This is a genomic window from Ruegeria sp. CDSC042 (assembly GCF_059610745.1).
In genome coordinates this window covers 1-22452 of sequence record NZ_JBXWOF010000007.1, presented here as the reverse complement: position 1 = coordinate 22452, position 22452 = coordinate 1, and the positions used below count along the sequence as shown (strand labels likewise).

The 22452-nt window shown below is 59.2% G+C and carries 21 protein-coding genes; 11 read left to right on the top strand and 10 right to left on the bottom strand.

The annotated features are described in order from the left end of the window. Positions 1-19 precede the first annotated feature (19 nt). Positions 20-1360 (top strand): M16 family metallopeptidase, encoded by a 1341-nt coding sequence (locus AC2FHX_RS14455; protein WP_142640049.1) that lies wholly within the window; start codon positions 20-22, stop codon positions 1358-1360. Continuing rightward, a complete protein-coding gene (locus AC2FHX_RS14450; protein ID WP_271952138.1) occupies positions 1357-2661 on the top strand; it encodes a M16 family metallopeptidase in 1305 nt (434 codons plus the stop codon). Before AC2FHX_RS14455 ends, AC2FHX_RS14450 begins: the two co-directional genes overlap by 4 nt. Before the next feature lie 3 nt (positions 2662-2664). Here AC2FHX_RS14450 and AC2FHX_RS14445 read toward each other — a convergent pair whose 3' ends face one another. The 3 genes from AC2FHX_RS14445 to deoC all read right to left on the bottom strand — a co-directional run bounded on the left by AC2FHX_RS14445 (position 2665) and on the right by deoC (position 6916). Then, entirely contained in the window at positions 2665-3396 is a 732-nt protein-coding gene (locus tag AC2FHX_RS14445) for a Crp/Fnr family transcriptional regulator (RefSeq protein ID WP_281996041.1), read from the bottom strand. Positions 3397-3572: 176 nt separating this feature from the next. Continuing rightward, entirely contained in the window at positions 3573-5906 is a 2334-nt protein-coding gene (locus AC2FHX_RS14440; protein WP_496702588.1) for an aldehyde dehydrogenase family protein, read from the bottom strand. An 11-nt stretch (positions 5907-5917) separates the two neighbouring features. Beyond that, positions 5918-6916: a deoxyribose-phosphate aldolase gene (gene deoC, locus AC2FHX_RS14435; protein ID WP_496702589.1), complete on the bottom strand. Its 999-nt coding sequence runs from the start codon at positions 6914-6916 to the stop codon at positions 5918-5920. Between the two features lie 198 nt (positions 6917-7114). Here deoC and AC2FHX_RS14430 point away from each other — a divergent pair, with 198 nt between their 5' ends. From AC2FHX_RS14430 to AC2FHX_RS14405, 6 genes are all read left to right on the top strand, one after another. Continuing rightward, positions 7115-8068: a metal ABC transporter solute-binding protein, Zn/Mn family gene (locus tag AC2FHX_RS14430; protein WP_271952144.1), complete on the top strand. Its 954-nt coding sequence runs from the start codon at positions 7115-7117 to the stop codon at positions 8066-8068. A 3-nt stretch (positions 8069-8071) separates the two neighbouring features. Beyond that, positions 8072-8875, top strand: coding sequence for a metal ABC transporter ATP-binding protein (locus AC2FHX_RS14425; protein WP_142640060.1), 804 nt, complete (start codon positions 8072-8074; stop codon positions 8873-8875). Positions 8876-8878: 3 nt separating this feature from the next. After that, on the top strand, positions 8879-10084 hold the full coding sequence (locus AC2FHX_RS14420) for a metal ABC transporter permease (RefSeq protein ID WP_496694593.1): 1206 nt from the start codon (positions 8879-8881) through the stop codon (positions 10082-10084). Then, on the top strand, positions 10081-11010 hold the full coding sequence (locus AC2FHX_RS14415) for a metal ABC transporter permease (RefSeq protein ID WP_496702592.1): 930 nt from the start codon (positions 10081-10083) through the stop codon (positions 11008-11010). Before AC2FHX_RS14420 ends, AC2FHX_RS14415 begins: the two co-directional genes overlap by 4 nt. A 282-nt stretch (positions 11011-11292) precedes the next feature. Next, positions 11293-13143, top strand: coding sequence for a DNA mismatch repair endonuclease MutL (gene mutL, locus AC2FHX_RS14410; protein ID WP_496702594.1), 1851 nt, complete (start codon positions 11293-11295; stop codon positions 13141-13143). A 52-nt stretch (positions 13144-13195) separates the two neighbouring features. Next, positions 13196-14425, top strand: a complete 1230-nt coding sequence (locus AC2FHX_RS14405) for a DNA recombination protein RmuC (RefSeq protein ID WP_496702596.1) — start codon at positions 13196-13198, stop codon at positions 14423-14425. A gap of 60 nt (positions 14426-14485) precedes the next feature. Here the strand turns inward: AC2FHX_RS14405 and AC2FHX_RS14400 are convergent, their stop codons facing one another. Then, positions 14486-15136: a ChrR family anti-sigma-E factor gene (locus tag AC2FHX_RS14400; RefSeq protein ID WP_271952153.1), complete on the bottom strand. Its 651-nt coding sequence runs from the start codon at positions 15134-15136 to the stop codon at positions 14486-14488. Between the two features lie 10 nt (positions 15137-15146). Then, the gene (locus tag AC2FHX_RS14395; protein WP_271952154.1) at positions 15147-15803 is read right to left on the bottom strand and encodes a sigma-70 family RNA polymerase sigma factor; all 657 of its coding nucleotides are present in this window, start codon (positions 15801-15803) and stop codon (positions 15147-15149) included. Positions 15804-15950: 147 nt separating this feature from the next. On the opposite strand from AC2FHX_RS14395, the gene AC2FHX_RS14390 reads away from it, so the two are divergent. The 3 genes from AC2FHX_RS14390 to AC2FHX_RS14380 all read left to right on the top strand — a co-directional run bounded on the left by AC2FHX_RS14390 (position 15951) and on the right by AC2FHX_RS14380 (position 18330). Further along, positions 15951-16727, top strand: a complete 777-nt coding sequence (locus AC2FHX_RS14390; protein ID WP_271952155.1) for a DUF1365 domain-containing protein — start codon at positions 15951-15953, stop codon at positions 16725-16727. 80 nt (positions 16728-16807) lie between these two features. Beyond that, on the top strand, positions 16808-17125 hold the full coding sequence (locus AC2FHX_RS14385; RefSeq protein WP_496702598.1) for a DUF3775 domain-containing protein: 318 nt from the start codon (positions 16808-16810) through the stop codon (positions 17123-17125). Positions 17126-17382: 257 nt separating this feature from the next. Next, positions 17383-18330 carry a tetratricopeptide repeat protein gene (locus tag AC2FHX_RS14380; protein ID WP_496702600.1) on the top strand — a complete coding sequence of 316 codons (948 nt, stop codon included), beginning with the start codon at positions 17383-17385 and terminating at the stop codon, positions 18328-18330. A gap of 41 nt (positions 18331-18371) precedes the next feature. Here AC2FHX_RS14380 and AC2FHX_RS14375 read toward each other — a convergent pair whose 3' ends face one another. The 5 genes from AC2FHX_RS14375 to AC2FHX_RS14355 are packed head-to-tail and all read right to left on the bottom strand — an operon-like array spanning position 18372 to position 22146. After that, the gene (locus AC2FHX_RS14375) at positions 18372-19514 is read right to left on the bottom strand and encodes a saccharopine dehydrogenase family protein (RefSeq protein ID WP_496702602.1); all 1143 of its coding nucleotides are present in this window, start codon (positions 19512-19514) and stop codon (positions 18372-18374) included. A 22-nt stretch (positions 19515-19536) separates the two neighbouring features. Continuing rightward, positions 19537-19785, bottom strand: coding sequence for a SemiSWEET family sugar transporter (locus tag AC2FHX_RS14370; RefSeq protein ID WP_142640081.1), 249 nt, complete (start codon positions 19783-19785; stop codon positions 19537-19539). 12 nt (positions 19786-19797) lie between these two features. After that, on the bottom strand, positions 19798-20844 hold the full coding sequence (locus tag AC2FHX_RS14365) for a saccharopine dehydrogenase (protein WP_496702604.1): 1047 nt from the start codon (positions 20842-20844) through the stop codon (positions 19798-19800). Positions 20845-20859: 15 nt separating this feature from the next. After that, positions 20860-21474, bottom strand: a complete 615-nt coding sequence (locus AC2FHX_RS14360) for a glutathione S-transferase family protein (RefSeq protein WP_281973761.1) — start codon at positions 21472-21474, stop codon at positions 20860-20862. 21 nt (positions 21475-21495) lie between these two features. After that, positions 21496-22146 (bottom strand): histidine phosphatase family protein, encoded by a 651-nt coding sequence (locus tag AC2FHX_RS14355; protein ID WP_142640087.1) that lies wholly within the window; start codon positions 22144-22146, stop codon positions 21496-21498. Positions 22147-22452 lie beyond the last annotated feature (306 nt).

The window sequence follows — 22452 nt, the reverse complement described above, 5'->3', positions numbered from 1 at the left end:
ACGAAACGGAGGATGCCCCATGGTTCGGGCTCTGGCACTGTCGGCTGCTCTGATCGCCGCCACCCCGGTTTTTGCCGAAGATGGGCACGAGGCGGTCACCACCTTTACGCTGGATAACGGTATGGACGTTGTCGTGATCGAGGATCACCGCGCCCCAGTCGTGCAGCACATGGTCTGGTATCGCGCCGGATCGGCGGATGAGCCGGTTGGTTCGTCCGGTGTGGCGCATTTTCTGGAACACCTGTTGTTCAAGGCCACCGACACGCTGGAGGCGGGCGAGTTTTCTGCCACCGTCGCGGCCAATGGCGGCAATGACAACGCGTTCACCTCGTATGATTACACGGCCTATTTTCAGCGTGTCGCTGCCGACCGGCTTGAGCTGATGATGCGGATGGAGTCAGACAGGATGCGCAATATCCGCCTGTCCGATGACGACATCGCCACCGAGCGCGACGTGATCCTGGAAGAACGTAACCAGCGTACCGAAAACAACCCGCGCGCCCTGTTCGGTGAACAGGTCAGCGCGGCGCAATACCTCAACCACCGCTATGGTGTCCCCGTTATCGGTTGGAAACATGAGATGGAAACGCTGGACCTGGACGATGCACTGTCCTTCTATCAGATCCACTATTCGCCAAATAACGCCATCCTGGTGGTGACCGGCGATGTTGAGCCAGACGAGGTCAAATCCCTGGCCGAGCAATATTACGGGGTAATCCCGGCAAACCCGGACCTGCCCGAACGGGTGCGATCACAGGAGCCGCCACAAACCGCTGAACGCCGTCTGACCTTTAAGGATGCGCGCGTATCGCAGCCCTATGTTCAGCGCAGCTATCTTGCACCCGAACGGGACGCAGGTGCGCAGGAAAAAGCCGCCGCCCTGTTCCTTCTGGCTGAACTACTGGGGGGCAGCACGACGTCGTACCTGAATGAAAAACTGCAGTTCGAGCAGCAAAAGGTCGTCTATACCGGCGCGTTCTACCGTGGCGTGTCGCTTGACGATACCACATTTGATCTGCTGGTTGTTCCGGCCGAAGGCGTGTCGCTGCAAGAGGCCGAGGATGCGATGGATCAGGCCGTGACCGATTTCATCGCCGAAGGTGTGAACGAAGAGGATCTGGATCGGATCAAAATGCAGCTGCGCGCCGCGCAGACCTATGCGCGTGACAATGTGGACGGGATCGGCAATCGCTATGGCCGTGCCCTGACCAGCGGGCTGACGGTCGAAGATGTACAGGCTTGGCCTGATGTCCTGCAGGCGGTGACCGGTGATCAGATCATCGCCGCCGCGCGCGAAGTGCTGCAGCCTGAAACCTCGGTCACGGGCTGGCTGATGCGAGACGATGAGGTAACGCAATGAAGCGGATATTTGTAACTCTGATTGCTTTGGTCATCGCAGTTCCTGCATGGGCCGAGATCGAGATTGAAGAAGTCACCTCGCCGGGTGGCATCACCGCATGGCTGGTCGAGGATCACTCGATCCCCTTCACCGCCCTGGAGCTGCGGTTCCGCGGTGGCACGTCGCTGGACGACCCGACAAAGCGCGGCGCGGTGTATCTGATGAGCGGCCTGATCGAAGAAGGCGCAGGCGAGATGGATGCCCGCACCTATGCGCGCGAGCTGGAATCTCTGGCCGCGTCGTTCGGGTATAGCGCCTCGGACGATTCAGTGTCGATCTCGGCACAGTTTCTGACCGAAAACAGGGATGAGGTGATTGACCTGTTGCGGACCACGATTCACGAACCGCGTTTCGATCAGGATGCTGTAGACCGTGTTCGCGCTCAGGTTCTGTCGGGTCTGCGGTCAGATCAGACCAGCCCCAGTGACATTGCCGGGCGCAGCTTCGCGGAAATGGCCTATGGCGATCACCCCTACGGTTCCGAAGGTAAGGGCACGATCGAAAGTGTCAGTGCCTTGACCCGCGATGATGTGGTCACGGCATATGAGAACGTGTTTACCAAGGATCGTCTGTATGTAGGCGCGGTCGGCGATATCACCCCAGAGGAACTGGGCGCGGTGCTGGACGAGCTCTTGCTTGATCTGCCGGATACCGGCAAACCGATCCCTAAGCGGGCCGATGTGACGATCACTGGCGGAGTGAGCGTGATCGAGTTCGATACGCCGCAATCGGTGGCTCTGTTCGGCCATGCCGGGATCGACCGCGACGACCCGGATTTCTTTTCCGCCTATCTGTTGAACCACATTCTTGGCGGCGGGGGTTTCGAAAGCCGCCTGATGCAGGAAGTGCGCGAAAAACGCGGTCTGACCTATGGCGTGGCGACCTATCTGGTGCCAAAGGATCTGGCCTCTGTGTATCTTGGGTCGGTGTCCTCTGCCAATGACCGTATCGCCGAAGCCGTTGATGTGATCCGCAACGAATGGGCGCGCGCCGCATCCGAAGGGGTCACTCAGAAGGAGTTGGACGACGCCAAGACCTATCTGACCGGTGCCTATCCGCTGCGCTTTGATGGCAACAGCCAGATCGCCGGGATCATGGTGGGTATGCAGATGGAGGATTTGCCTATCGACTATATCGCCACACGCAATGACAAGGTAAATGCAGTGACGCTCGAGGATGTGAACCGGGTGGCGTCCGAACTGCTGGACCCAGATGGTTTGCACTTTACCATCGTTGGCAAACCCGAAGGTCTGGACGGCTGACCCTTAGGCCGCTGCAGGTCTTCTCTGGGCCTGCAGCGTGTGCTTGTTGCTGTTCAACAGCTTTTGCCGTGTATGTCGGAAATGCGCTGCTTTCAATGCATCGTCGATATGGCGGCTCCGCCGCAGCAAGCGCATCAGGCTGATATTGTCGAAGACCAGGCATTTAGTGGGTTCGGTGGCTATTACCGTGGCTGTGGCAGGCAGCCCAAGGCCAAAGGTCAGCTCTCCCAAAATCTCATCTTCGCCACATTGGTTGATGACCCGGCCGTTTTTCAGGATCGTGGTCCGCCCCTTTAAGACAAAGCCCAAAAAGTCGGTTGTCTTGCCTTCTTCGATCAGGATGTCACCGTTTTCATAGGTCTTGACGGCGGCGGTGTTCAACAGTTTCCGGGCTTGGTGGGGTTTCAGCGATTCAAGGTGCAGGGCGATGAACTGACGTTCGTCATCTGAGAACCGAAGCAAATGCCGGGACAGAAACCCGCGCAGCAAGCCCAGGATCGAGATCGAGATATAGGCCAGCTGAATGATCGAGCCCGCCAGATTGAACTCTTCCGACATGCTGAATAGAACACATCCGGCTGCGGCGATCACAAGCAGGGGGTAGAGGCTGCCGTTGCCCCGGATGATCCCCATCTGCAGCAGAAAGTAGCTGGTGATGTAGAGGCCCGCGCCAAAGACGCCGATCATCGTGGCGACCTGTACCAGTTCAGGAAACTCGTATGGAAAACTCAGCATGGACCGATCCAACCTTGTTAAGACTGGGTCCAAGCTGAGGGATAGTGGCGGCGCTGTATATGAACAATGTCACATGTTAATCATCGTTATGTTCATTCAATGATCACTCTATGCAGCAGCGCGCCATCTGTACCCGAACAAACTGTTTGCACCCTGGGTTTTCCAGGGCTGGGGCCCTACTCGCCGTAGGGCACCCAGATGTTTTTAACCTCGGTCGCAGCCTGCAGGAAGCGGCGAGTCTGATCCTCGTGCCAGTCGGTTGCCATGGCGTTATTAACCCAACTCCGTTTCAGGTTCCCGGCCGAAGCCCGCTCGATCTCGGCCGACAGATCGGTAGACGAGAATGACCAGATCGCATCCACATTCAGATGCGAAGCCAGCGGCTTCGCCAGTTCCGTGTGGCTGCCAGTCAGGATGTTGACCACGCCAGCGGGCACGTCCGAGGTTTCGAGGATTTGGTAGAAATCCGTCGCCGCCAGCGGGTAAGGCTCGCTTGCCGCAAGAACCACCCGGTTGCCCATCGCAACCGCAGGCGCCATGGCCGAGACCAGACCCAGCAGCGGCGCCTCGTCAGCACAGAGCGCGCCGATCACGCCGACAGGTTCTTTCATGGCAATGGCCACGCCCCGGATCGGAACGCCGTGCACCTGGCCGTCATACTTGTCGGCCCAGGCAGCGGCGGTGAACAGGCGCTGGATCGCGGCTTCGACCTCTTTCGCACCGTCTTTCCTTCCGGTCATGGCATCAAGGCGCGCAGCGAATTCACCCGCGCGGGCCGAGAGGTTTTCGCCGATGTAATACAGGATCTGTGCCCGCAGATGGCCGGTGGTCTTGGACCAACCCTTGGCCCCCGCTGCGGCCTCGACCGCGTTGCGGACGTCTTTGCGGTTGGCCAGACCCACATGGCCCAGCAGTCCAGACTTGCCCCAGACGGGTTTCGAATATCCGCTGTCAGGACGGGCCTGTTTGCCGCCTACATACATTTTAGCAGTACGGTCAATCGGATCGACCGGGGCACCTTCGCCCATCGCGGCCTCGGCCTTGGCCAATGGTTTGCCTTTGCCTTTGGGCTTGGTGTAAGCGGTCAGACCTTCCCAGCCACCTTCGCGGCCAAAGCCGCTTTCGCGCACACCGCCGAACCCGGCTGCGGCATCGAACAGATTGGTGGCATTCACCCAGACAACGCCCGCGACCAGCTTCGGTGCGATATCCAGTGCAAGGTTCACGTTCTCGGTCCATACCGTCGCCGCCAGCCCGTAACGGGTGTTGTTGGCCAGCTCAACCGCCTCTTCCGGAGTACGGAAGGTCGAGGACACCAGCACCGGACCGAAAATTTCCTCCTGCATCAGTTGATCGGAGGTTTCGAGGCCCGAGATCAGCGTTGGCGGGTAGAAACAGCCATTTTCGGGCAGCGCGCCAGCCGCCTGATAAACGTGACCCGCGGTGTTGCTGTCGACCATGCTCTTGATGGTCTGCAACTGGACCGGGTCGACCACAGCACCCACGTCGATGCATTTGTCCAATGGATCACCGATGCGCAGAGTGTCCATTCGGGCGCGCAGTTTCTCGTGGAACCGATCGGCGATGCCTTCCTGAACCAACAGACGCGAACCCGCGCAACAAACCTGACCCTGATTAAACCAGATCGCGTCGACCAGCCCTTCGATGGCGGAATCGATATCGGCGTCGTCAAAGACGATATAGGCGGACTTGCCGCCCAACTCCAAAGTCAGCGCCTTACCCGAACCGGCGGTCGCCTCACGGATGCGCCGCCCCACTGCGGTTGAGCCGGTAAAGGCGATCTTGTCCACGTCCGAGGCCACGATCATCTCACCCACCGCGCCATCGCCCGTGACGATGTTGACCACACCCTTGGGCAGCCCGGCCTGTGAGCAGATATCGGCAAACAGCAGCGCGGTCAGAGAGGTATATTCGGCAGGTTTCAGAACGACCGTGTTACCCATGGCCAGCGCCGGAGCAATCTTCCAAGCCAGCATCAGCAGCGGGAAGTTCCAAGGAACGATTTGTCCACACACTCCCAGCGCTTCGGCGTTGGGTAGTTCGCTTTCCATCAACTGCGCCATGCCGGCGTGGTAGTAAAAGTGACGCTGTACCAGAGGGATGTCGATGTCGCGCGATTCACGGATCGGCTTGCCGTTATCCAAGCTTTCCAGCACTGCAAACAGGCGCGAGTGCTTCTGCAGCAGGCGCGCGATGGAATAGAGGTAGCGCGCACGACCCGCACCGCCCATCTTCTCCCATTTTGGCTGCGCCTTGCGGGCGGCGGATACGGCGGCGTCGACATCGGCTTGCTTGGCCTGGGTCAGCTTGGCCAAAACTTCTCCGGTCGCCGGGTTGCGGCTGTCGAACCCCTTGCCCGGTTTGGTGAAGGCCCCGTCGATATAGTGACCAAATTTGTCACCCTGATCGACCAGCCAGGCCAGCGCTTCGGCTGAGCTTTCGGGGGCAGGGCCGTATTCCATGGTCTCGAAAATCTCTTTGACTGTCATTGTTTTCGTCCTCAGCCCATCGAGTGCCTGTAACCGGCGGAATAAGCACCCGTTACGAAATGTTCTAGCTGCCGTTCGATATCGCCCAACAGCGACGACGCGCCAAAGCGAAACAGGTCCGGCTCCAGCCAACGGTCGCCCAACTCATCCTTGATCAGCGACAGGTAAACTAGTGCGTCCTTGGCTTTGGAAATCCCGCCTGCGGGTTTATATCCGACACGATACCCGGTGCGGTCATAGTATTCGCGGATCGCCCGGATCATAACCAGCGACACGGGCAGCGTGGCGTTGACGCTTTCCTTACCGGTCGAAGTTTTGATGAAATCCGCCCCCGCCATCATGCAGACCAGCGAGGCGCGCGCCACGTTGCGTAGGCTGCCCAGTTCGCCGGTTGCAAGGATGGCTTTGACATGCGCGTCGCCACAAGCCACGCGGAACGCTTTCATCTCGTCATACAAGGCCTGCCAGTCGCCCGACAGCACATGACGCCGAGAGATTACGATGTCGATTTCCTCGGCTCCGGCTTTGACGCTTTCTTCGATCTCGGCCACGCGCAGGTGGAACGGGGACAAGCCTGCAGGGAATCCGGTCGATACGGCGGCCACCGGAATCCCGGTGCCCCTCAGCGCATCCACAGCGGTTTCGATCATGTCGTGATAGACACAGACCGCGCCTGTGGTGATCGGTGGCATGTCCAACGCCTGAAGTGTTGCAGAAGCCACGGGTTGCCGCGCTTTGGCGCACAGGCGCCGGACACGGCCGACGGTATCGTCTCCCGATAGGGTGGTCAGGTCGATCAGGGTGATCGCCTTGAGCAGCCACGCCGCCTGGTAGTCCTTTTTCACCGAGCGCCGACCCGGCAGGGTGGCTGCGCGGCGCTCAACGGCCGAGGTGTTGACCTGTACGGCCCGCACCCAATCCAGATCAAGCTCCATTCCAGGGTTCCGGGGCTCGGTCACTTGCGGCAGATGCGCGGTGCGCACGGGGCTTTCTGAGCTCTGCGTTTCCATTTTCACATCCTTTGGGAGGTTTGTATCAAATTCGCACGGGTAAGATGCAAATGGAAGGCCATCCGGCATTGGAAGGGTAAATTTTTTGACCAAATGGACAAAATAGGTGTTTTCTTGCGAATAATTCTCAATAGCATTGACTTAGTTGCGAGCGGTTCTCATATTCATCTTAGCAAGATACCATTTCCGGGGTCTGATATGATTCGTCGTAGTTTCCTTGCAGCGCTGGCATTCGCCGCTGTATTCCCATTCTCGGCCTGGGCCGATGCGCCGCTGAAAGTGGTGGCCACGACCGGTATGATTGCCGATGCCGCCCGTCAGGTCGGAGGTGATCAGGTCGAGGTGAAGGGCCTTATGGGCCCCGGCGTCGACCCGCATGCCTATCGTCAGACCCGCAGTGATATCGTCGCTATGACCAGGTCCGATCTGATCCTGTGGCATGGTCTGTATCTTGAGGCGCAGATGGAAGAGTTCTTCCATGACCTAGGGCGTAAACGCATGGTCGTTGCGGTAGCCGAAGGCGTTGATAAGTCAAAGCTGCACGCGCATGACAATTATGCTGACAAATACGATCCCCATCTTTGGATGAGCCCGGCCCTGTGGCGCGATGTCGTGGTCGAGGTGCAAAAAGCCCTGACACAAGCGCGCCCCGAGGCCGCGGACACCTTTGCGGCAAACGCAGAGGCCTTTCTTGCGCAGATCGCGGAACTGGAGACTTATGGCAAGCAAGTGCTTGCAGCGGTCCCGGAAAACAACCGTGTTCTGGTGACGGCACATGATGCCTTTGGGTATTTCGGTGCTGAATACGGGTACGATGTGCTTGGAATTCAGGGCATTTCAACCCAATCCGAGGCGGGATTGAACCGGATTAGCGAATTGGTCGATACGCTGGTTGACCGGCAACTGACGGCAGTTTTCGTGGAAAGCTCGGTCTCGGATCGGTCGATGCGTGCGCTGATCGAGGGCGCAGCGGCCAGGGGACATCAGGTCGAAGTCGGTGGACAGCTTTATTCGGACGCGATGGGCGAGCCCGGCACCTATGAGGGTACCTACATCGGGATGCTGGATCACAATATCACAGTAATCGCAGGCGCTCTGGGGGCTGATATTCCCAAAACTGGCATGAGCGGCAATCTGTCGGCGGGGTTTTAAGAGATGCTGGAACTGGCGGCACATCAGGGCATCCCCCTTCCGGAAAACGACATTGGAAAAAGCCCGCTGGCCATTCGTGGCCTGACCGTCTCGTACGGGCAGAAGCCGGCAGTTTTCTCGGTTGATATGACCGTGCAACCGGGTGCCATGACAGCGATCATCGGGCCAAACGGTGCTGGTAAATCGACCCTGTTGAAGGCGGCTTTGGGGATTGTCTCACCCCTGTCCGGTCAGGTGACGGTGTTTGGCGATCGGCTGGATCGACAGCGGTCCCGGATCGCATATGTGCCGCAGCGGGCCAGCGTGGACTGGGACTTCCCGACGCGCGTGATTGACGTTGTTCTGATGGGCTTGTCGCGCGAACTGGGGCTGTTGGGACGGGTGCGCGCCCGGCATAAGGCGCAGGCGATGGATTGCCTGCACCGTGTAGGGATGCGTGACTTTGCCGACCGGCAGATCGGCCAGTTGTCAGGCGGCCAGCAGCAGAGGGTCTTTCTGGCGCGCGCCTTGGCGCAGGCCGCCGATCTGTATCTGCTGGACGAACCTTTTGCCGGGGTTGATGCGGCAACGGAAAAGGCCATCATTTCCGTCCTGAAATCGCTGAAAGAGGCGGGCAAGACCGTGGTTGCGGTGCATCATGACCTGGCGACCGTCACCGACTATTTCGACCATGTTTTCCTGATCAACACGCGCAAAGTCGCCGAGGGGCCCGTGGCCGAGGCTTTTACGGCCAAGACATTGCAATCTGCCTATGGCGGCCGTCTGGCTACGGCGCAGATCGACCAGATCTCACGCGCGCTGGGGTGAGTCATGCATTGGGATGCTCTGACCCTTCAGCTTGGCTATAACGCCACGCTGGTCGCAATCGGCGCCAGCCTGCTGGGCATTTCCGCCGGGGTGACCGGAACATTTCTGTTCTTGCGCAAACGTGCACTGGTCAGCGATGCGATCAGCCATGCGACATTGCCGGGTGTGTGTCTGGCCTTTATGGTGCTTGTGGCCCTCGGTGGGGACGGCAGAAACCTGATCGGCCTGCTCGTCGGGTCGGCAATATCCGCTTGGATCGGCCTTTTATGTATGAACTGGCTGACGCGGCACACGCGGCTGGCCGAGGATGCCGCGATCGGAGCGGTCCTATCTGTATTCTTTGGTTTCGGCATTGTGCTGCTGACGGTGATCCAGACCATGGGTGTGGGCCGACAGGCGGGGCTTGAAGGGTTTCTGCTGGGCTCTACCGCTGGGATGCTTTGGGCAGATGCGATGATCATTGCGATCGGAGGCGCGGCAACGCTGGCGCTTGTCATGATTATCCGCCGTCCAATGACGATCGTGGCCTTTGACCCTGAATTTGCAGCAGCTAGGGGCCTGCCGGTGCATCGCATCGACCTTGCAATGATGGGTCTGGTTATGGCCGTCACAGTGGTTGGCCTGAAAGTTGTCGGGTTGATCCTGATCGTTGCGCTTTTGATCATTCCGCCGGTGACAGCCCGGTTTTGGACTGAGCGGTCCGAAAGAGTAGTGTTGCTGGCGGGTCTGATCGGGGGCGTCTCGGGTTATATCGGTGCGGCGCTGTCGGCGGCGGCTCCCAATCTGCCGACGGGTCCGCTTATCGTTCTTGTCAGTTTTGCCGTGTTTGTCCTGTCGTTGCTGTTGGCGCCGGTTCGCGGTGTTCTGGCGGCGGTGTTGCGGCACCTGCAATTCCAGCGTCGGGTTCATATCCGGCAGGGCTTGCTTGCGTTGGCACAAGGGCAGAAAATCTATGAGCCGCTGACCCTGCGTTTGTTACGCCGGGCCGGGTTGGCCCGCCCCGACGGCGTGGCAACCGAGGCTGGCAAGGCCCGCGCCGCCAAAGCCCTGCGCGACGAAAAGCGGTGGGAGGTTGTTCGCACGGACCAGGCCCACGAAGCAACGGCGGCGCTTTATGACGGGCTGCGCGATATCGAAACCGTGCTGACCCGCGACCAGATTACCGAAATCGACCGGCAGATCGGTGGCCCGCAGGGGGTAGCAACATGAGCGGCGAAGAATTCGTTCCACTGTCTCTGACACCGCTGCTGATCGGGACATTTGCGGCCATTGCCTGCGCCCTTCCGGGAAACTTTCTGGTTCTGCGCAAACAGGCGCTGATCGGGGATGCCATCAGCCATGTGGTGCTGCCGGGTATCGTGGTTGCCTTTCTTCTGACCGGCGCGATCTCGACCTGGCCGATGATGCTGGGCGCGGCGGGTGCTGCCGTGGTTGCCGTTGTGATGATTGAGGCGATCCGCAGGCTGGGTCAGATCGAACCCGGTGCGGCAATGGGCGTGGTCTTTACTACCCTATTTGCGGCGGGCGTTCTTTTGTTGGAGCAGACGGACACCTCGACCGTGCATCTGGATGTGGAACACGCGCTGTATGGCAATCTCGAAAGTCTGATCTGGCTGGACGCAACGGGATGGGCCTCGCTGCGGGACCCGGCCGCGCTTGCGGGGTTGCCCCCGGAATTGCCGCGTATCGCGCTGACGCTTGCGGGGGTTTCGCTGTTTACCTGGGTATTCTGGCGACCATTGAAGATTTCGACCTTTGACGAAGGTTTTGCCAGCACGATTGGTATTCGGACCGGTCCTTTGGGGTTTGCGCTGGTGATCACAGCGGCGATAGCTGCCGTCGCAGCCTTCGACGCGGTTGGCTCGATCATCGTGATCGCCATGTTCATCTGCCCCCCCGCTGCGGCGCGGTTGATGACCAACCGATTGGAAACTCAAATCGCATGGAGTGTTGTATTTGCCGTGGTTTCGGCGGTGATGGGCTATGTTCTGGCGGGCTATGGCCCATTATGGCTGGGTGCCCGCGATGCCGTGAGTGCCGCCGGAATGATCGCAACGGTATCGGGTGTGATTCTGGCGCTTGCGGCTGTTTTCGGCCCCTGCCGGACCCGCGCCGGCGCTCCAGGCACTGTCTGATCCGGCAAATTCCTGCTGTTGGCTGATGCCGTATTTCGGCTGAACTTTGCCAACTCGAACAGCACGGCCAGAGTTAATGAGCCTTAATCTGCAGATCGTGCTAAGGTTGTTGTATTGTTAAGTAACTGACCACCACTCACCCCGGCTTGTTCGGGCAATCGTGATCAAGGTCGTCGCCTTGCAGGCCGACATGGCGCGATTGTCCGAACGCCCCCCTCTTGCACAAAATCTGAATACCATAGCGGTGGCAGAATCGTGTGCGCATGTGCTAGGTCTAGGGGTATGGAGCAGGCAAACCCCAATATCAGCGAGTTTCGACCGGTAATTCGGCAGTTGGACGATGCTGCAATCAACCGGATCGCAGCCGGCGAAGTGGTTGAGCGACCGGCCTCTGCGGTCAAGGAATTGATCGAGAACGCCATTGATGCAGGTGCCACGCGGGTTGCGATAGAGATCGCCGATGGGGGCAAGACGCTGATTCGCGTCACCGATGACGGCTGTGGTATTGCGGCGACGGACTTGCCGTTGGCTTTGTCCCGCCACGCAACCTCGAAAATCGACGGGTCGGATCTGCTGAACATTCATACTTTCGGATTTCGCGGTGAGGCGTTGCCGTCGCTGGGCGCGGTCGGGCGTTTGACCATAACCAGTCGTGTTCCGGGGGCGGATGCGGCGCAGATTCAGGTCGCTGGTGGCACAATGTCCGCGGTGAAACCCGCGGCTCTGCGCGCGGGTACCGTGGTCGAGTTGCGCGATCTGTTCTTTGCCACGCCTGCGCGTCTGAAATTCATGCGTACCGACCGCGCCGAGACGCAGGCCATCGCCGATACGGTTAAACGTCTGGCCATGGCCGAGCCCTCGGTCACCTTTACCCTGCGCGATGTCTCGGGCAGCGGCGAGGGGCGCGTAACCTTCCGTGCTGACCGCGAGAATGGTGATCTGTTTGACGCGTTGCATGCCCGACTGGCCCGCGTGATCGGGCGCGAGTTTGCCGAGAACGCGTTGCAAATTGACGCAACGCGTGAGGGTATCCGGTTGTATGGCTATGCCGCTCTGCCGACCTATTCTCGGGGCGCAGCGGTGGCCCAGTACCTGTTCGTCAATGGACGGCCTGTGCGTGACAAGATGCTGACCGGTGCATTGCGGGCGGCCTATTTCGACTTTCTCAGCCGTGATCGACATCCGGCGGCGGCTCTGTTCATCGACTGTGATCCGACGCTGGTGGATGTGAACGTGCACCCCGCGAAATCCGAGGTCCGGTTCCGCGATCCCGGCGTCGCACGCGGGCTGATCGTCTCGGCCCTGCGGCACGCACTGGCCGAAGCGGGGCACCGGGCGTCCTCGACCGTCGCAAACGCGACGCTTGGCGCGATGCGACCCGAGCCGTCTCACTCCACCCCGGCGCGGGTCTACCAGATGGACCGCCCTTCACCCGCCGCGCGCCAGATGGCCTATCAGGCGCAGGCACCGGGCTTTGCTGAACTGACCCGCGATTACAGCGGCAGCGTGGTCGAGCCGGTCGCGGAATCTGTTTCCGAGGCGCCGGTAGAAGACCTGCCTTTGGGGGCTGCACGCGGGCAGGTGCATGAAAACTACATTATCGCCCAGACCGCTGATGGTATGGTGATTGTCGATCAGCACGCCGCGCATGAGCGGTTGGTCTATGAAAAGCTGAAAGCCCAGATGGCGGCGAACGGCGTGGCGGCGCAGGCGCTGCTGATCCCCGAGATCGTAGAGTTGTCTGAAGGCGACTGCGCGCGACTTATGGCGGTGGCAGATGACCTTTCTCGCTTTGGCCTGACGCTCGAGCCCTTCGGCGGCGGTGCGGTTGCCGTGCGTGAAACCCCGGCCATTCTGGGTGAGGTCAACGCCCGCGCAATGATTCTGGATATTCTGGATGAGCTGTCCGATCAGGGTGAAAGCCAGATGGTGCAGGCGCGGATTGAGGCGATCCTCAGCCGTGTCGCCTGTCACGGTTCGATCCGCTCGGGCCGCCGAATGCGGGCCGAGGAAATGAATGCCCTGCTGCGCGAGATGGAGGCAACGCCTCATTCCGGCCAATGCAACCACGGGCGGCCAACCTATGTGGAACTGAAACTGGCCGATATCGAACGATTGTTCGGACGCAGTTGATCCCGCGGGGTGCGCGGGCTATGAAGAATAAAACAAGAACACCCGAGGCGATATGATCGAGATTGCAGGAACCCAATTTGCATTGAACAACCCCGTGATTCTGATCGTTGGCGGGGTGGTGGCATTGATCCTGTTGCTGCTGTTCCTGTCTTTGCGAGCGGCCAACCGGTCAGCCAGGATGGCCGAGCCACTGTCGCGGCAAATGGCGCATCTGGGTCAGCATGTTCAGCAGTTGGGACAAGGACAAGAGCAGCTGCGCGGTGGTCTGCAGCATGTCTCGGACACGCAGGCCAATGCGCAGCTGCAGGTGATCCAGACGGTTGAATCCCGCCTGTCTTCGGTGCAGCAGCAGATGAACGATCGGCTGGCAGATAATGCGATGAAATCCGCACGTGCGCTGGCCGAGATGCAGGAGCGGATGAAGGAATCGCTGCACGGCTCGTCGAAACAGACGGCGACGTCACTGACCCAGTTGCAGGAGCGCCTGGCGGCCATCGACAAGGCGCAGGATAACATCACCAAACTGTCGGGCGATGTGCTGTCGCTTCAGGATATTCTGTCGAACAAACAGACGCGCGGTGCGTTCGGAGAGATTCAGTTGAACGATATCGTCTCCAAGGCGTTGCCCTCGGACAGTTTCAAGCTGCAGGCGACCTTGTCGAACGGGCGTCGGGCGGATTGCTTGATCCACCTGCCCAACCCACCTGGCCCCATTGTGATCGACAGCAAATTCCCGTTGGAAGCGTATGAGGCGCTGATCGGGTCGACCAATGATACGGAGCTGAAAGCGGCGGTGCAGATGTTCCGAACAACTGTGCGCAAGCATATCAACGACATCTCCGAGAAGTACATTCTGGACGGGGAAACCGCCGATGGCGCGTTGATGTTCCTACCTTCCGAAGCGGTTTATGCCGAGTTGCACGCCAAGTTTCCCGAATTGGTGCAGGAGAGCTTTACCAAACGCGTTTGGATCGTCTCGCCCACCACCTGCATGGCAACGCTGAACACGATGCGCGCGATCCTGAAGGACGCAAGGATGCGGGAACAGGCGGGTGCTATCCGCAAAGAGCTGGGTCTGCTGCACAAGGATGTAGATCGCCTGGGCGATCGGGTTTCCAATCTGGACCGTCATTTCGGGCAGGCGGCCAAGGATATCTCGGAAATCAAGATCAGCGCTGAAAAAGCCGGGCGCCGGGCGCAGCGACTGGACAATTTCGATTTCGAAGAGATCGCACCTGACGACACGCCGGGCGTTGTACCGCTGGCGCGGCACGAAATCTGACAAGCCGTTCGATGCGACATTGGCCGGATTTGGCCAGCGCACCGCGTCAGGTCCCAGAGATCAGATACGCAGGAAGGGCTGGAACAAGCGGGGCATGAGCTTGGTGAATTTTAGCGGCGCGTCGGTAACGGCCAGACAGATGCAATCTGCGGTAATGTCTGCGGTCGGGGTGTGATGCAGATCTTCATCGGCAATCTCGACATCGCCGCGTGCAAAGTGATCAACTTCATCCGAGAAAGCACCCTGCAGAACCAAGGTCAATTCCATACCGTTATGGCTGTGATCCGGAACTGCGGTTCCGGCCGGAATGAACAGCAGACGTGCCGAAGCGTCGCCGCTCGTCGGCAAGATAGCTTGTCTGACGCCCATTCCGATGGGCCGCCATCGGATGTCATTGACAGTGCCGCCGACGTAGTCCTGCAGGGGGGCAGGTAGGACGGCGCAGCCCTTGTTCACGGGCTTGGGGGTCGGTGCGCCTTGGGCGATCAGCGCCATCGTCGCAGCCAGCGCGCTGTCGCGCATTTGGGCAGGATAGGGCAGCTCGTCCAGTATCTGTCCGCCCACCGCATCAAAGCTTTCAGCCTGCGCGCGGCAATGGTCACACAGCGACAGATGGGTCGCGACCATCAGATCGAACGCTTCGGGCAGGCTGCCGGCGGCATATGCCATCAGCAGATCTTCCGTCAGGTGATGCTTAATCTGTTTGCTCATCGTCTCTGTCTCAGTTCATTGCGTGGCGCAGGCGATCCAGCGCCAGCCTAATTCTTGATTTGATCGTTCCCAGAGGCAACCCAGTCTGAGATGCAATTTCCCGGTGACTCAGGTCTCCGAAATAGGCCTTTTCGATCAAGTCTCTTTGCGCGTCAGGCAACGCCTTCAAGGCAGTGCGCAGCTGCGCGGTTTCTTGTTGCAAGACGATCACGTCGTCCTGATCAGGTTCGGACTCGGGGCCCCAGCCCAGTTCTTCCGGTTCGGGGCGCCGTTGCTTGCGCAGGGCGTCGATGCGTTTGTTCCGTGCGATGGTGAACACCCATGTGGCCACCGTTGCCCGGGTCGGATCGAACAGATGGGCCTTGTGCCACAAGGTCGCCATCACCTCTTGCGCACATTCCTCGGACATGGTCGCGTCCGAGCCCGACTTCATCAGGAACGCCTTGATCCGCGGCGCAAAATGCTGGAACAGCTCGGCAAAAGCCGCCTGATCCTGCACATCCCGAATGCGCCTGACATGGTCCACCCACTCAATCCTGGTGTCGCAACTGCTTTGTGTTCCGTTCACCTGTTTACCCTTGATGCGTTTTCTTGCGCGCCATGGCTTGAGGACGGCGGGTGTAGCCGCCGGCTCGTCCAAGGTCACGGTGTCTATCTCGGTAAACATAACCACAATACGGTTGGTGTCCCAAGCCGGATCACTCTGAAGCGATATTTTTGATCCAATCCTGGCTGGATGCCGTATTCTAAGTAACAGAAACCTTCAGAAAACCACGCCCCTCCGGGCGGTTACAAGCGGGTCGGACCATATCGAATGACACAGACCGTTGATCATGTTGCGGGCCATACCTTTCACGGGCGCAAGGGGGCGATCGAAAACGCCTTCCGCTATTCGGTCGACTACATTCTTCTGAACCCCGAATGTGATCTGACCACTCCGGCGCTATTTTCGGTGAACCGGGCCAACCTTACCAGCTGGCGGTCGCAGGACCACGGGGGGGCGCCGGGCCAAGGCGGCGCTGCCGCCTGGCTGCGCGCCCAGTTCGATCAGATGCAGGTGGCGCAACCGGCGCGCCTGATGTTGCTGACCCAGCCCCGGGTTTTGGGTCATGTCTTCAACCCGGTCAGCTTCTGGTTCTGTTTCGATGGGCAGGGTGCGCTCTATGCGGTTGTGGCCGAGGTGACCAATACCTATGACACGCGCCACAGCTATCTGTGCCACAAGCCCGGCTTTTCACCCATCAAGGCAACCGACAGGATGGTGGCCGACAAGCTGCTGCATGTCTCACCCTTCCAGAAAATCGAAGGAAGTTACACCTTCCGGTTCGACTATCGCCCCGAACGTGTTGGCGTTTGGATCGACTATACCCGCCCCGAGGGCGGTTTGATCGCCACCCTGACCGGGACACGCCGTCCGCTGACCAACCGGGTGATCCTGTGGTCGCTGCTGCGCCGCCCATTTGGTGCGCGGCGAACCTTTGCGCTGATCATCTGGCAGGCACTTAAACTTTGGGTGAAAAAAGCCACCTTTCGCCCGTTCAGAACCGCACCGGTGCCGGATCAGCCGGTTTCGCGTGTGCGCCTGCGCTAACGCGTTTGTTCAAGATCAAAGACTCGGGCTCTGCCTAGTGGTTGTTTCATTCGAAACCCGCGAACACAGGAGATCGGACCATGTTGGAAATTTCGACAAGAAAAGTCGCTCAGGTTGCCCTGATGGGGCGCGAGCTGAACCGCGCCGAGGGCGAGCTGCGCGCCTTTATCGATCGCATGAGCGAGGATGAACAGGCCGAGTTGGTGGCCATCATGTGGATCGGGCGCGAAAGCTTTTTCGCCGAGGATCTGGCCGAGGCCATCGCCACCGCACGCGCCGAAGCCTCAACCCCCTGCGCCGATTACATGATCGGCACGCCGCACATGTCAGATCATCTGGAAAATGGTTTGGATGCGCTGGGGGTATCGGCGGAAGATGTGGAAAACGATCTGATGTAGGCGATTGCGCAACGGATCGAGGACAGAGTTTTCCACACCTTCTTGTCTGGCGGTTTAATCGGATAAAGGGATGGTCGTGGACAATTTCAGCCAGGTTTGATTTAGGTTCGGGTGAACTACTTTTGGTTGAATGAATGACATCCGATACCCCAGCTTCTTTGCGACACAGAAAATCGAAGCTCGCCCGTGTTCTAACCGGTATTGTCTTGATCGCAATTGCTGGGGTTTTGGTGCTAGGCCAAGAACGTAAAAAGCTGATGGCTACCTGCAACTTCAGTAAGGCTGACTTGGAAGACAAGTTGGCCGCCTGTGATACGTTGTTGGTATGGGCGGCATATAACCCGTCAACCCGGTCGCTGATCCATCGACACAAGATGCGGGCACATATGTGGAATAGAGACTGGGAGGCTGCCCAAAGCGAGGCTGATCTGGCTATTGCAGAAGACCCTGAAAGCCGCGTGCCGTGGCAGTGGAAGGCGCTGGCCCACGCCCGCGCCGAAGAATACCCAGCGGCGATGGAGGCAATTGAGGCCGCGCTGGAGATTGCCCCGGGTAATGACTATTCGCTAGAGACAAAAGCCAAACTCTTGCGCCGGATGGATCGGTTGTCAGAGGTTGAGCCTCTGGTTGAAGACGCCATAGCCAACCATAAAGTGGGCCCGTGGGCTTGGAGCTATGCTGGCTATTTCAGATTGCGGGCAAAGGAGTATAGACCCTCGGCTTTGGCCTTTTCCGAAGCGTTACATGCCGATCCACACAATGCATATGATCGCCGCAAGTTCCTTGAGGCCTGCCGACTTGCTGGCCCAGATTGCCCGCCTCTGTTTCCTGAAAAACGCGCGAGCTATGCTGAGCTTAGCTGCGAAGACATTGCATTGCAGTTTGCAGAGCAATATCCAGGTTTTCACAGCGGAGCTGGTTTTGATACGCCGTATGACCTGATCGACCAAGGTGATTGGCGTGCAAAGGTCCTGGTGCAGGTTGTTTACCTCGGCACAGCAATCGGATTCGAGCAGACTGCGTCAAAAGAATATGCAAATAGGTTGATAGTAGACAGCGCCATGTTTGAGTGTGTTTCGGGTGGCGAATATTACTTTTCGGGCTCGGATAAGGGCTCCGAAGAACACCGCTATGCAGCTGAACACTTGTTTGGACCGGAATTGCGTAGAAACCTTGTCGATCTCGCGTATACGCATCTGAATTGATGTACCAACCCGGCCAATCCAGGTTGGTGCGGGCTTAGTTTTCAGCCCGCGTGATCCACCACCTGCAGATGCTGCGCCAGCCGGTCAATTTCAGCCATCCAACTCTGCACCAGCTTTGGATCATTGGGGGCCGCATGAACGCCTGCCGGGATAGCGCGGTTCAAGACGGCTTCGACAGCCAGTGAAACCGGGACCGAGACCAGCCGCGCCATCGCCGTGCCGCGGTCGTCACCCCAGGCATCCATCACATAGGTTTTGTGCCAGACCGGAACGCCGTCTTTTTCTGCCTTCAGGCCCACACACAGAACCACACGGTCCGGCTCACCCTCGTCATAGGCGTTTTCGGCCCAGAACTGGTCCGACATCTCCTTCAGGCGTGCATCGCCTTCGGGGCCGGACAGGGTTTCGATTTCGGAAAACACACCCGACCAGGCGTCGGCCCAACCGTTCAGGCGCAGGGTACCGCGGACGAATTCCTTGACCGGCCAGTGATCCTCGAAATGGTACTGCGCCATGAACGGGATCGAGTCGCGGTTCGGGTAGACCTCAAAGCTTTCGGGTGTGGGCAGGGGGGCGATATAGCTGGTAATCGCATCCCATGGGCGCGCCACGTCCAGCGGAGCATAATTGCGAATTGATTTCGACGGTGAACGCAACGCCTTGAGCACACCCAGCGGTGACCAGCTGAACTTGTACCGGAACGGGTTCGGATGCTTGGGGATACCACCGCAATAAGAGATGAAACTCAGGTGGTTCTGCGGGTCGAACGCGTCCGAAGCGCGATACTCGTCGATCAGTGCATGAGCCATCAAGTGATCGATGCCCGGGTCCAACCCGACCTCGTTGACCAGCGCCACCCCGGCTTCGCGGGCCGCGTCGTCCAACGCGCGCATCTCGGGCGCGATATAGGAGGATGAGACGAAATTCGCCTGTTTCGCGATTGCAAGCTCGGCCAAGGGCACGTGCCAATCGCCGGGCAACATCGAAACGATGACATCGCCCTGTTCCAGCACCGCAGCCAAGGCGTCGATATCAAAAACGCGGATATCGCTGGTCAGGTCACCAACTTCGGCCTTGGCCTTTTCTATTGTCCGGTTCCAGACTGTGACCTTTTGCCCGCCTTCGATCAGGCGGCGTAAGCCGGGAATGGCCGACAGGCCGGTGCCACACCAGTGAATCGTCATGTGAAAACTCCTTTACGGCTGTTCAGCCAAACCTCAGTTTTGCAATCACGATCGCGCTGACAAGCAGGATCGAGATCACATTACCCAATATCAGCGGCCATGCCGCAATCATCACTCCGTAAATCAGCCACAGGCTCAACGTGGCCAGAATCAACAGGTTCGCCGGCATAGACAGATCCTTGGTCTCGCGGGAGCGCCAGGTCTTTAGGGTTTGAGGAAGCCAACATACAGTGCCTAGAACTGCTGCCGCGCCTCCGATCAGGTGTTCCATGCGTGGCTACTCCTAGACATGGTTGTCGAACGTCTCGCGGGCCCGGCCCCAGACGCCGCTGTCCAGATCGGTCAAGGTCAGCAGAGAAGGCAGAAGCTGTGCTGCATAATCTTCCGAGCTTTCGACCGGTAGCATCGACGGCAGATTGTCGATTGCAACTACATCAAGAACCGGATTGGTCGCCACGCGCAGGGCAGGTGCGTCCCAAGTGGTTGCTCGGTCATAAACCGGAACAGGGTTATAATCGCTGTCAGGGTCACAGGCGACATCGCCGATGGCGGTCAGCTTGCGGTCAGCGGCCAGTGCCTTATGCGGGACAAAAATCGGCGTACCTGGGCGCGCGAAGATACAGTTCAGGAACAGGTCGTGGTCGAGGATTTCAGGGAACGGCCCGCCGCTGGCGGTTTCGGCCATGTCCCACTTGGTGACACTGACACCCATCGCCGTGCAAAGGTCGCTGGCGCCGGTACCCACGCGGCCAAGAGCACCGATGACGATGGCCCTTGGTCTATTGGCCTCGATGGCATCTAGTTCAGCCAGAAGCTCGGTATTCAACGCGTCCTTGCTGGGATAGACACCAACCGGAGAGCATTCCGCGCCCCGCTGCTGCGCGGCCCAAGTCTTGAGTGTCACCGCCGCCCCGGCATAGCCGGCCCAATAGCCAAAGGCGGCGACCCGGCGGCCGTTTTCCTCGACAAGATATTCCAGATCATACAGCGTTCCGCCCCCGGCCTTGAACCGTTCTAGCAGAGCCCGGCCGGAATGCTGACCCTTATAGGCATGGCCGAACATGATGTGGCGGTGGGGCAGGGGCGTGCCATCCTCGGGCAGTTCCTTGAGGCCAAAGATGATCGCGTCCTTGGGTGCATCTGGCCAGGAGTTCTCGGGCGCGATCTCGCAGCCAGCAGCCTTGTAACCGTCGATGGGGATGGCGCGAACATGGCTTTCCTCGACCGTTACGCGGATGCCAGCAGCGATCAGCGCCAAAGCGCCTTCAGGGGTCAGCCCGACCCGTTCTTCGTTCGGGCGCTGTTCGGCCCGGACCCATAGATGCGTCATATTTTGTCCCCTTTATCAGAGCATTCCGGCGGCACGCACGGCTTTCAGCGAAGCGCGCGCCTCTGCCGCCTCACGAAAGGCGACGATCTTGGGATAGGTTGCAACGTCGACGCCGTCGCCTTCCAACCAACTGCAAACCACATACAAATAGGCATCGGCCAGCGAGAACGCCTCGCCCAGCACAAACGGTCCACGCAGACCGTTCGAACAGATATAGTCGCAGGACGCTGCCATGGTCTGCGCGACTTTTGCCGTCATATCCTTCCAGCTGGATTTCTTGTCGGCCCACCGTGCGCCGCGCAGCTTATGGGCGTGGTTCACATGCATGGTCGAGGCAAGGTAATACATCACCTCGCGCATCCGGGCGGCCATGATCGGGTCCGCAGGCACCAGCCCGGCCTTCGGAGCCATTGCTGCGATGAACTCCAAAAGTGCCCCGGTTTCGGTCAAAATCCCACCGTCTACCACCAGCGCCGGAACCCGGCCTTTTGGGTTGATCTGCTTGTAGGCGGATTTGGTTTGCTCTCCACTGGCAAAGTCCAGTTGGATCGCCTCATAGTCCAGCCCGGCCTCTTCCAGTGCAATCGCAACGGCGACCGAAATCGTGCGAGGGGCATAGTAAAGTTGCATCACAAAGCCTCTGGTTTGGGGTTACAGGTGGGTCTGTGCAAACTGCCGGTCTGGTGCTTCCAGATGCGGAACGGCATTGAACAGAACCGGGCTGAGCTGTGTACCTATCGGGTATAAACGGTGCATTGACGTGTTCATGATGGCAAGAGCCACCCGCGCCATGGCCGGGATATCCAGCCCCATCGCCTGCCGGACAACCATCGAAATCAACCCGCCCGAGGTCACAACGATGGCAGGGCCGCCTTCGGTTCCGATATCGGTCAGCGCGTCGCGCACCCGGGTTTCGAATTCCTCGAAGGTTTCCGGTGTGTTTTTGATGGCGCCATCGGCCCAGGCGGCAAAGGTGCGGGGCAGATGCTCGACAAAACCTTCGCGATCAGTGGGCACTTTCACGCCGTGCTGTTCCTCGAACAGCTGCGCGATGGTGAAATACTCGATCTCGTTCAGCCGCGGATCGCGGATCGGATCAGTCAGCCCCATGCTGGCGGTGGTCTCGGCGTGGCGGATCAGGGTGCCGCAATAGACCCGGGGAAAATGGCTGCGTGTGTCCTGCAGATGCGCCCCCAGCCAGCGGGCCTGTTGATGTCCCAGATCGCTGAGCTTGTCATAGTTCTTTTCGTCGCGCGCGGTGGTGTTGGCCTGCCCGTGACGCACCAGTGTGATATGTGACATGTCGGTCCCTCTTGCGTGGCAAGTCTTAGGACAGGTCTAGGTCCGGGGCCAGAGCCGTTCGTTGCGGTTTGGAAATTATTCTCGCTCACCCCCGAATCTGGCCGGGCGGTATTGTTGTTGACTCGCAAGACCGTCCACAGGAACCTTGGTGATATCAGACTGTCCTGCAAATTCATCGTTGCAAGCTATTCGATGACCTCGGAAAACTGGCTTGGGAAAGGGTTTATTTATGACGGATATTAAGCGCACGCCTTTGCATGGTTTGCATGTTGAGTTGGGTGGGAAGTTGGTTGATTTTGCGGGCTG